This is a genomic window from Afipia massiliensis, assembly GCF_014203115.1.
Lineage (GTDB): Bacteria > Pseudomonadota > Alphaproteobacteria > Rhizobiales > Xanthobacteraceae > Afipia > Afipia massiliensis.
Genome location: NZ_JACHIJ010000012.1, coordinates 41656 through 52621, shown reverse-complemented (window position 1 = coordinate 52621; position 10966 = coordinate 41656). Strand labels below are relative to the sequence as shown.

Annotated in this window: 11 protein-coding genes; 1 reads left to right on the top strand and 10 read right to left on the bottom strand. The window is 57.6% G+C overall.

All coding sequences use genetic code 11. The annotated features are described in order from the left end of the window. Positions 1–82 precede the first annotated feature (82 nt). On the bottom strand, positions 83–562 hold the full coding sequence (locus HNQ36_RS25365; RefSeq protein WP_184090637.1) for a RidA family protein: 480 nt from the start codon (positions 560–562) through the stop codon (positions 83–85). Between the two features lie 135 nt (positions 563–697). Here HNQ36_RS25365 and HNQ36_RS25360 point away from each other — a divergent pair, with 135 nt between their 5' ends. Then, complete coding sequence (locus HNQ36_RS25360; protein WP_246395546.1) at positions 698–2071, top strand: aspartate ammonia-lyase; 1374 nt, start codon at positions 698–700, stop codon at positions 2069–2071. 7 nt (positions 2072–2078) lie between these two features. On the opposite strand, the gene HNQ36_RS25355 is transcribed toward HNQ36_RS25360, so the two are convergent. The 9 genes from HNQ36_RS25355 to HNQ36_RS25315 form a co-directional block, all read right to left on the bottom strand. Further along, positions 2079–2852 carry an IclR family transcriptional regulator gene (locus tag HNQ36_RS25355; RefSeq protein WP_184090631.1) on the bottom strand — a complete coding sequence of 258 codons (774 nt, stop codon included), beginning with the start codon at positions 2850–2852 and terminating at the stop codon, positions 2079–2081. Between the two features lie 88 nt (positions 2853–2940). Further along, a complete protein-coding gene (locus HNQ36_RS25350; protein WP_184090627.1) occupies positions 2941–3738 on the bottom strand; it encodes an IclR family transcriptional regulator in 798 nt (265 codons plus the stop codon). Positions 3739–3873: 135 nt separating this feature from the next. Next, on the bottom strand, positions 3874–4494 hold the full coding sequence (gene cofC, locus HNQ36_RS25345) for a 2-phospho-L-lactate guanylyltransferase (protein ID WP_184090624.1): 621 nt from the start codon (positions 4492–4494) through the stop codon (positions 3874–3876). Further along, positions 4491–5471, bottom strand: coding sequence for a 2-phospho-L-lactate transferase (cofD, locus tag HNQ36_RS25340; protein ID WP_184090620.1), 981 nt, complete (start codon positions 5469–5471; stop codon positions 4491–4493). The genes cofC and cofD overlap by 4 nt, the downstream gene beginning before the upstream one ends. Continuing rightward, positions 5468–6226, bottom strand: coding sequence for a coenzyme F420-0:L-glutamate ligase (gene cofE / locus HNQ36_RS25335; protein ID WP_184090617.1), 759 nt, complete (start codon positions 6224–6226; stop codon positions 5468–5470). Before cofE ends, cofD begins: the two co-directional genes overlap by 4 nt. A 5-nt stretch (positions 6227–6231) precedes the next feature. Continuing rightward, positions 6232–6903: an NADPH-dependent F420 reductase gene (gene npdG, locus HNQ36_RS25330; RefSeq protein WP_184090614.1), complete on the bottom strand. Its 672-nt coding sequence runs from the start codon at positions 6901–6903 to the stop codon at positions 6232–6234. A 15-nt stretch (positions 6904–6918) separates the two neighbouring features. Beyond that, a complete protein-coding gene (gene cofH / locus HNQ36_RS25325) occupies positions 6919–9315 on the bottom strand; it encodes a 5-amino-6-(D-ribitylamino)uracil--L-tyrosine 4-hydroxyphenyl transferase CofH (RefSeq protein WP_184090611.1) in 2397 nt (798 codons plus the stop codon). A 9-nt stretch (positions 9316–9324) separates the two neighbouring features. Continuing rightward, positions 9325–9954: a flavin reductase family protein gene (locus tag HNQ36_RS25320; protein ID WP_210312214.1), complete on the bottom strand. Its 630-nt coding sequence runs from the start codon at positions 9952–9954 to the stop codon at positions 9325–9327. Continuing rightward, on the bottom strand, positions 9951–10958 hold the full coding sequence (locus HNQ36_RS25315) for an LLM class flavin-dependent oxidoreductase (protein WP_184090605.1): 1008 nt from the start codon (positions 10956–10958) through the stop codon (positions 9951–9953). Before HNQ36_RS25315 ends, HNQ36_RS25320 begins: the two co-directional genes overlap by 4 nt. Positions 10959–10966 lie beyond the last annotated feature (8 nt).

The window sequence follows — 10966 nt, the reverse complement described above, 5'->3', positions numbered from 1 at the left end:
AGCGCCTTGAACTTCTTCACGGTGTCCGGCGTCGCCGCAACGCGCGGCTCGGCTGCATCCACTTCCTTGGCTATCGCAATTTTCATGACGCCTCCACCGGCCGCGACTTGATCGAAAACACAGCCTCGACCTCGACGGCCGCACCAAGAGGTAGCGAACTACATCCTACCGCCACACGCGCGTGACGGCCGGCATTCCCCAGAGCAATGACCAACAGATCAGACGCCCCATTCAGGACGGATGCATGATCGCGAAACTCTTCACCGCAATTCACGAACCCGCCGAGGCGGATACACCTGTTTATCCGATCGAGATCGCCGAGAATTGCTTTGGCCTGCCCGAGGATGTTCAACGCGCAAAGCTCGGCGGCCTTCTTCGCGGCATCGATGTCAACGTCATGGCCGACTTTGCCCTGATAGGCGACCTTTCCCGATCGCATCGGAAGCTGACCGGAAATGAAAAGCAGTCCACCCTCTTCTATCCCGGGCAGATAATTTGCGACGCTCGGCTGGGCCGTTGGCAAAACCAAGTTCGCTTCTTTCAGGCGATCTTCAACTAACATCCTTACTCCGTTTCTATAATAGGAACGTCGTTCTTATTATTGGTGATGTATAGCGCCGTGATTGACAGGACGCAAACTGAATTGCAATATACGGAACATCATTCCTATTATAGGAACGATTTGGAGATAGCATTGATGGTTCGGACGGAAATCGACAGCCTCGGGGAGATCGAGATCAAAGCAGACAGCTACTGGGGAGCACAGACCGAGCGCGCCCTGGATAATTTCCGGATATCCGAAATCCCTACTGAGCGCTTTCCGGACTTGATTGTCGCCCTGGCCATGGTCAAGCGCGCGGCCTGCTTCGCAAACCACACGCTGGGCCTGCTACCGCTACATAAATGGCAGGGTATCTCGTTCGCCTGCGATCAATTGATCTCGGGCCGCTATCACGACCAGTTCAAGCTGGACATGATTCAGGGCGGAGCAGGCACTTCGCTGAACATGAATGCCAACGAAGTCATCACCAACATCGCAATCGAGAAGCTCGGAGCTCCGAAGGGCGACTACTCGGTCATCCACCCGAACGACGACGTCAACCGCTCGCAATCCACCAACGATGTCTATCCGACCAGCACGCGTTTGGCGATATTGACCGCGTACTCCAGACTCCAATGCGAACTCACCCTGCTGATCGAAGCGTTCAGGGAGAAATCGCTGGAATTTCGCGACGTTATAAAACTGGGACGCACCCAACTGCAGGATGCTGTGCCAATGACTTTGGGGCAGGAATTCGGTGCCTTTGCGACGGTACTGAACGAGGACGTCGCCCGCGGAAGCGAGACGAGCCGCCTTCTCCAAGAAATCAATCTCGGCGGAACGGCTATCGGCACACGCTTGAATGCGCCGAAGGAGTATCAAAAGATCGCAATCGAGGAATTGAGCCGGCTTTGCAGATTCCCCCTAAGGAGCGCGGACGACCTGATAGAGGCGAGTTGGGATACCGGCGCGTTGGTATCGATATCCGGCGTCATCAAGCGGACCGCTATAAAGCTTTCGAAGATTGCGAGCGACCTCCGCCTTCTTTCAAGTGGCCCTCGCGGCGGTTTGGGCGAAATCCATCTTCCAGAACGACAGCCGGGCTCGTCGATCATGCCCGGTAAGGTCAATCCCGTAATCCCGGAGGTCGTCAATCAGGCCTGCTACGAAATCGTCGGCAACGACATGACTATCAGCATGGCGTCGGAGGCAGCGCAGTTGCAGCTCAACGCGATGGAGCCGGTTATGGTCTTCAACGTCCTCTCCTCCATCCGGGTCCTGTCAAATACCATCGCCACATTCCGCGAGCGCTGCGTCTGCGGCATCAGGGCGGCGCCGGGACGCTGCAAGGAGCACCTGGAAAGGAGCGTCGGTATGGCCACGGCACTTGTGCCCGCAGTCGGCTATGACCTGTCCGCAAAACTGGCAAAGGATGCGCTTGCTTCCGGCGTATCGCTGAGGGTCCTGGCCAAGGAAAGATTCGGTAGTTTCGACATCGAGAACCTCCTCAATCCGCGGCGAATGATCTGACCTGCGCCTAACCGGGCGCCCCCAAGCGTCTCGAGGCCCTTGCCGCCGCGTCCTTTACCATCAGGCAGAGGTCGTTGATGGCCTTTGCGTTCAGTCTCTGCCGGGGGATCGCGCCGCTGAGAGCCGCGATCGTCTGTCCGCTTGCATTCCGGATCGGCGCCCCGACCGCGAAGACGTTTTCAATATTTTCCTCGTCGGAGATCGCATATCCAAGCCGCCGGCACTCCTTGATATCCTTCAGGATCGCAGCGAAGGATCTCTTCGTCTTCTTGGTCAACTGCTTGTATGGCGCAGGCCCCAACATGAGTGCGACCTCGTCGTCCGTCTTGGCCGCGAGCAGCGCCTTTCCCAAGGCCGTCGAATGCAGGTAGGTCCGCGAACCAGGAGCGTTCGTAATCGCGATCGCGCCCCCGCTCTGAACGGTAGCAAGATAGACGACGGAACGATCGCGTAGTACGCCGAGGAAGCTATTGATCTGCTTCTCATCCGCCAGAAAATGGAGCTCAGGCGATGTCGCGGCGTTCAAATCAACATTAGACAAAAACGCCGAACCGACCTGAAATGCCTTGTAGCCGATTTTCCACTTGGAGGATTCTGCGGCCTTTTCCACAAAACCCGCTCCAGCGAGCGCATTCACCAATCTTTGGGCGATACTCGGAGCCACTCCGAGATTACGCGCGATTTCCCTGACGCCCAATTCGCCCTCGTGTCCGAGAAGCTCCAGAACCCACAATGCCCGGGAAACGGTTTGGCTTCCCGCTCCGGTTTTGACCTCGTCCATACGTCCGGTGCCCCTGAGTAAATGTGCACGAGCTAAAAACGACTCGTGCGGCCCATCTCGGACCGCCGACCATCATACACGCCAACACTCACGCGGAGAAACCCAAACCCCGCGACAACCTGTCGGCCGCCTGGGTAATAACACCCGCTATGGTCTGTATCTCCCTCGAGGCGAGTCCCTGTTTCGAACGACTGACGCTTATCGCGGCCACAACCCGCCCCGAAAAATCCCGCACCGCCGCTCCGACAGAAAACAGACCTGGCAAGAACTCTTCATTTACAATAGCAAACCCATTTTTTCGCGCAGCCACCAACTGTGCCAAGAAATCTTTCGTATTGAACGAGGATCGATCCGTGTCCGATTCGACCGAAAGCCTAAGCTTTTCCAGTACAACCTCATCCGGTTGATCGGCCAGAATTATTTTTCCCATCGCCGTCTTGTGCAACGGCGCCCTCGACCCTGGCGCTACTCTGAGGGCCACCGAATTCTGACACTGCATAGCGAGCAAATACACAAGTTCATGCTCACGCATGACGCCTAGGAAGGCGTTGAGCCCATGCTCGTTCACAAGACTGCGCAGGACGGGAGGCGCCACGGTGTCTATTCCCGACGAGCGCAGGTATGCCGCTCCGATCTGGAATGCGTCATAGCCAATCCGGTACTTGAGAGAGACCGGATGCTGTTCCAAGAACCCTTCATTCAGAAGCGTGACAAGAAGCCGATGGGTTGCCGTGGTGGTCCACCCCAGTTCACGCGCCAAATCCCGCACTCCAATATCCCCACTTCCGCGCTGGGCGATATGTCGAAGCAGATGGAGCCCCTTCGCGAGAAGCTGACTTCCGGCGGACTTCGACTTGGGCTCGAACTGTTGAACACGTGTACGCAAGATTGTCTCGGCGATCGTCGTCAGGGATAACAAATCAGTGGTGAGTAACGACGAGACAGACGTTCCGCTATGTGGAGCGACGTTCCGTTCGTTAACCTATCAAACGGACGGGGTCAACGCGACTGATGTCGCCGACTACACCCACGCCGCACCTCGCAAAAGGGTTGGCGCGTGTTCCTTCCATAGGTGGTAATCGTCGGGCTCGTCGACGTCGAACGCAAGATCTTCATCCAGGACCACGGCCGGTTCGATGCCTATGCGCTGGGCAGCAGCCATATGCGCCATGAAGCTGTTTGACCCATACTGGAAAGAAAAGTCACGGAGCGCTGCGCGGCTCAAGCTCAACACATTCGTGCCCCTGCGCTCGTGGTCCGGAACAATCACCACGTCACCCGGCTCACGCATCACCGTTCCCAAAGAATGAGAGTTCGCGCATGGCAGGTCGATCGGCAAGATAACCACTTCCGAAACAGAAACGTCGCTGGCCATCGCCGCTCGCGCGCCCGACAAGGCGGAGTTCAAATCCCATCCTTTATCGGCGATGGTCGGAACGCCAAACTCACGAGCGATCTCACGCGCGTCCGGATCGGATGTGAGCAGCCTCACCTCGGATGCCGCAACTGTGGCTGTCGCGAGCGCCAGCGTGCGATTCAGGAACATTTTGCAGAGCGACCGTCTGGTGCGGCCATCAACCCAAGGCGACAACCGCGACTTACCGAGGTTCAGATCCTTGCATGGAATGAGGATCGTCGTCATCGACCGGAATCCTCCAAAGCTCGGCCTGCGAGTCCGCGTGCGAACTCGAGACATTCATCCGCAAGAGCGAGACGATCTGCCGCCGAACTCATCACAGTTTGTGCCACCCTTACGGGAAGTCCCATGGACTCGATCTCGTTGGACAGAGCGGCATCGGAAACATCGATGACGAGGCCACTGACCACACCTCGATAATGTCTTGCAATGGCAGAAGCCGACACCTGGATGCCGAGTTCACCCATAACCTTCGCGGCTGGCCCCTTTATCGCCGATCCAGCCACGATCGGTGATACGGCGACGACCGGAACGCGAAGGCTTGCAAGCCATTCGCGAGCGCCGGGAACAGCCATAATCGGATCGATGCTGAGATAAGGATTGGATGGACAGATGACGACCGCGGCGGGCCTCTCAGAAGCATGCAGCTTGGTAATTCTTGGATTGAGTTTCGCACGATCTGCCCCTTCGAAGCAGATGCTCGTCACGGGGACCTCGCACCGCAACCGGACGAAATATTCCTGAAAACCCAGAATCTTTCCGTCGCTTTGAATCATCGTCCTGACGGAATCGTCTGACATGGGCAGGATACGGGAGCGGATGCCTAGTACACCGCAGAGATCCTCCGTTACGTCCGACAGGGTTGCGCCGCCCCGGAGACGACTCGTCCTGATTGCATGCGTCGCGAGATCCCGATCACCAAGCTTGAACCAATCCGGGCCGCCCAGCCGGGAGAGTTGATCCATGAAGACCCACGACTCGCCCTCCAGCCCCCAACCCTGCGATGGGTTCGCCAGGCCCGCGAGCGTGTACATGACTGTGTCGAGATCTGGACTGACGTGCATTCCAAGATGCTCGAAATCATCGCCGGTATTCACGACGACGGTAAGATATTCGCCGAGCCGCTGCGCAAGTCCGTCCGCGAGCTTAGCGCCTCCGACGCCGCCAGCCAAAGCGATGATACGCCCGCCGCTTCCGCTCATCGAAAGAGATCCTTTTCCTTCGGACGAAGCATATCACGAGCGGTGCCGGCTCCCGAGATTTCGACACCCCGTACAAGAACTGCTGGCCGCCCTTCAGAGGCTTGTCCCATCGTGAGCGACGCGGCCGCGGCCAGTTCGTCCGCCCATCCCACCTCCGTGGTCTCAAGCGGGCGCCCGAAGAGATCCGGTTGGCCCCTTAAATCGAGCAACGTGGGTACAACGCTTGCTCCGATCACCGTACCAATCGTTCCGTTCCGCCATGCGCGGCCGATGCTGTCGATAATCATGACACCGATATGGACCCCCGCGCGTTTACTCAAGCCGTCTCTTATCCGCGACGAAGACCCGTCCGGGTCGAGCGGCAATAGCAGAGCTTGATTTCCACTGACGTTCGACCTGTCGATGCCGGCATTGGCCATGACGAGACCTGACCGGTGCTCGACGATGATAACACCAGGACGCACACGGAGAACCTCGTTCGATTCGCTGAGGATCAGCTCAATAAGACGCGGATCTTTCTCCGCGGCGGCCGACAATTCGATTGCTCTCGCTGACGGCACGATGTCATTCAGATCGACGGACCGGCCCTCAGCCTTCGAGATCACCTTCTGGGCGATTACAATGATGTCATTCTGTTCCAGGCTCACGCCCGTTGTCTGCAACGCAGCGTGGATGAGATCCACAATGTCGTCCCCCTTCTGGACAAGCGGAAATCCTCGCAATGGTTGCAGCAGAAGCGCGCCTTTCAGAGACAATCAAATCACTCCGTGGGAAGACCTGTGATGCGAATTCCTGAATCCGGAACCTTGTAGAACTTGTTGATCCAAATCAGAGCCGACGTAAGACTTTCAGCAACCACGGAATTCGCGAGTACGCCGACGTCGATCCCGCGCAAACCGGCATGCCGGGCCAACTCGATTCCCGTCAGACGGGCATCCTTGTCGTCGGCGGCGACCAGCACATCGCAGTCGATCTCGTGATCGAGGTTCTTCAGTTTGTGAGCAGAAACGTTCTGAAACGCGGAAACGACCCGCACCTGCTCACCGAGCAAACGTTGCACCGCAACCACGCAGGAGTCCGACTCGGGAAGTTGCACCTTCGAGACCTTGGGAGGCACGAGCGGCACCGTGACATCGATCAGGATCTTTCCCTGGAGTGCCTGCTTAAGCCCCTCGACAGTCGGCAGCTGCCCCGAGAACGGGACCGTCAGCACGACAATGTCGGCGGATAAAACACCCTCCGTGCTTTCGGCGCTCAGCACCAGCTCTGAGCCGAGACGAGCGTTGAGCTCCGCCGCCGCCGCCTTCGCTTTCTCGACGTCACGGGATCCAATGGTCACACGATGCCCGTGCTTGGCCCAACGCAGGGCAAGCCCTCCTCCTTCCGCGCCTGTGCCGCCTACGACACATATGGAATAAATCTTCGAATTCATGTCACCCTCGGACTCTTAATGCTGGAGTTGAATGTCTTCTTTCATCTTGCGCTTGCCGTTGAACGGGGTCAGCACAAGCTCGGACAGAATCGGCGCATCAAAACTGACGGCCCGGCGCTCGGTAGATGCGGGTTGGTAAAGCGTGGTGCGTTGCTGCGGTTGGCGCCTCGCGCGTTCGATAAGATTCTCCATTTGCTGCGGAGCCAGTTCCTGGCCGTGAAGCGTTCCGGCCGCCCGCGAAATGCTTTCGTTCATAAGCGTTCCGCCCAGATCGTTGACGCCGCCGTGCAGAAGCTCTGAAACGCCGTCTTCGCCGAGCTTCACCCACGAAGCCTGGATGTTGGCGATCAAGGGATGCAGAACCAGCCGGGCGACGGCATGCATCAGCCTCACCTCGCGCCACGTGGGTCCCATCCGAGCCTGCCCGCGCAGAGACATCGGCGCCTCCATATGGACGAACGGGAGCGGCACAAATTCCGTAAAGCCGCCGGTCCGCTCCTGCAGGTCGCGAAGATGCAACAGATGTCTCGCCCAACTCGCGGAACCTTCGACATGACCGAACATGATCGTCGAAGTTGTCGGCAGACCAGTCTCGTGGGCCGCCGCGATTACATCAAGCCATTCGTCCGTGCTGAGCTTGTCGGGACAAATCACCTCTCTTACCCGATCATCGAGAATCTCAGCGGCCGTCCCCGGCAGCGAGCCCAATCCTGCGTCGCGCAACATTCCCAAGAAGTGCCGTACAGATATCTCCAGCGTTGATGCGCCCTGCGCGATCTCGAGCGGCGAAAAGGCATGAACATGGATCTCGGGAACTTGTTCCTTCACGGCACGGAGGAGGTCAAGATAGGTCTGCCCGGTGTAGTACGGATTGATTCCGCCTTGCATGCAGACTTCTGTCGCTCCACGCTCCCACGCCTCACGTGCCCGCCTCGCAACCTCTTCTAGCGAGAGGTCGTAAGGCTTGCCCCGGAGTTCGTCGTGCGTCTTACCTTTGGCAAACGCGCAGAAGCGGCACTGATAAGTGCAGACATTCGTATAATTGATGTTACGGTTTACCACATAGCGCACAGTGTCGCCGCTTGTCCCGGCTCTCACCTCGTCGGCAGCGATGCAGATGGCATCCACATCTCCTGCTCGTGCAGCGAAAAGGACTCTGATTTCATTTTCTGAGAGCCGGGTTCCTGTCTTTGCTCTGGCGAGAATGAGGTCGATCCGACGGTCTGATCTTATACTTCGCAAGTCTGACGGGATGGAAGAGAGCGAACCTGGAGACCAGTTGTCATCGCGTGCAAATCCCTCACTGTCGACTGTCCTGAGAACTGACGGCACGAGAACTGAGTCAATCCAATCCGAAGCGTTCCGGACATAGTTCGGGTAGACTGCCAGCCTCTGCTCCAGCGAAAGGCCCGCCGCTGCCGTTGCGGTTTCGAGCTTCGCGAGGTCCGGCCATGGCGCCTCGGGGTTCACATGGTCGGCGGTCACGGGTGAAATCCCGCCCCAATCGTTGATACCGGCCTCGAGCAACCTCGGAAAATCGCCGTAACTCAGGTTCGGAGGAACCTGAATGTTCATTTCGCTTCCGAAGATCAGCCGCGCTGCCGATGCGGTCCAGAGAAGGTCATCCAGGTTCGGCTCGCGATGCGTGGCGAAGCGCGTATCGGATTTCGCTCGGAAATTCTGAACGATGATCTCCTGGATATGACCGTGGCGCTGATGAATCGTTTTCAACGCGAGCAGCGACTGGATCCGTTCCAGTCTGGTTTCGCCAATCCCGATCAATATTCCGCTGGTGAAAGGTACGCGCTGTCGCCCGGCCGCCTCGATCATTTCGATGCGCACGCGAGGATCCTTATCCGGTGACCCGAAGTGTGCGCCGCCGCGCGCGCAAAGCCTCTCAGATACAGTTTCCAGCATGATGCCCTGCGAGACACTGACCTTCCGCAGCCGCGCGATCTCGCTTTCCGTCATGATGCCGGCGTTCACGTGCGGCAACAGGCTTGTTTCCCTGAGAACCAACGCGCAAACATGTTCGAGGTAATCGACGGTCGTCGCGAAGCCGTGCTCGTCCAAAAATTTCCGAGCTGCTTCATAACGCAACTCAGGCTTGTCGCCCAAAGTGAAGAGAGCTTCGCGACAACCCGCCTTCTCGCCTGCACGCGCAATGGCCAGAACATCTTCCGGCAGAAGATAAGGCGACGATACCTGCTTTGGAATCTTCGTGAAGGTGCAGTAAGCGCAGGTGTCGCGACACAGATGTGTCAGCGGTATGAACACCTTGCGCGAGTAGGTTATCGATCCTCCAAAACCGGCGCGGCAAAGTTTGGCTGCATCCTCGATAAGACCACCAAGCGGCCTTACCTCGAACGAACGCAGCAACTCCTCAGATTCGGCAACGGAGAACAGTTCCATCTACTCCGCCTATGCTTTCACCACGTCGCCGAGGCGAACGTAATTGCGGCCACCGATCCTCGCGATTGGAGAGTATGCCTTTGGATCTATCTTGCAGTCCTGCGTGAGACCGGACTGGACGTGCATTGCAACCACTTTTCCAACGACCAAGTGGTTCGGCGCATTTCCGAAATTCACGATCTGATCAAGAACACATTCGAACTGTATCTTGGACCCCAGCAGTCTCGGCGTTTTGATCTTTGTCGAAGCGAATGTCTTGAAGCCGAGCAGATCGACTTCGCTGACATCGGCCGGATGTTCATCGCTCGCCTTTTGAACAGCATCCTCCCATCCCTCCGGCACCATGTTGATGACGAACTCCTCGGAGGCCCTGACATTGGCCAGTGTGTCTTTCGGATGCGAGCCGTCATTCCGCGGTCCAACCGAGAACCCGAGCAATCCGGGGTCAACGGCCAGAATAACGAACTGGCTGAACGGCGCTGCGTTCACCAGCCCATTTGGGCCAAGCGACGTCACGAAAGCGATCGGACGAGGAATAACCGCACCCGTCAGAATCTTGTAACGCTCGGGCCTCGTTAGCGACGCAAGATCGAAGTGATCGAAATCCTCCGTGGAACCGTCCATCACAGTCTCGCTCACGTGGGCACCTTCGTCATGACGTCCGACGCAAACCACTCAATCTGCTCGTTCATCTCGCCGACCGAATTGGCAGGGAACATCAACGCACTACAGTGATCGACGCCAATCTTCTTGAGCTTGTCGATCTTCTCCAGGATCACATCCGGGGACCCTACAAGGTTTGCGACGACCTGATGACTCAAGTCACGGCCGGTGTAAGCCAACGACACGCGATGCGCGACAAGACCGCTTTCCATGTAACGCTTTTCAGCAGCTTCAAGCGTCTTGTCGACGGTCACCGAGAACTGCGGCGCGATCTCGATCTCGGATGGATTGCGTCCCAAGGCCGTGGCGCGGGCCTTCAAGTCGGCGATACGCTGCTCCATTTCTGCAAGCGGGCGCCAACCCGGCAGCCATCCCTGTCCGTAACGCGCTGCTCGCTCGACGGCTTCAAGATTGTGTCCTCCGATATAGAGCGGAAAAGGCTGCGCCTTGCTCTTCGGGAACATCTCAACGTCCTTGAAAGTGTAGTATTTGCCTTCGTAACTGCACTTTCCTTCGTTGAAGAGAAGTTGCAAAGATTGCAATCCCTCGTCCATCATGTCGCCACGCCGAGCTTTCGCGGCGCGCGAACCACCCCATGCGAGAAATTCCTCGCGATAGGCTCCGAGCCCCACCGCCATGATAAAGCGGCCGTTCGTCATTTGATCGAGAGTGATGGCTTGCTTGGCCAGATAAACTGGATCGCGCATCGGGAGCACGGCAAGCGCCGTTCCCAACTTTAGCTTCGTCGTCGATGCACCTATCGCCGCGAGCACGACCAAAGGTTCATAGAAGTTCGGCGGCTTCCCAGGGAAAAGATCCCGAACATAGTCTTGCGTCGTGATGTGGTCGTTACCCCACACGGAATCGTAGCCCAAACGCTCGCAGAGCTGCCCCTGAGCGATAAAATCTTCCGGTCCGGCAAACGGGATCGGATACATCACACCTTCGAAGCCCGTCGAAAGACAAACACTGAATTTCATTTTTAACC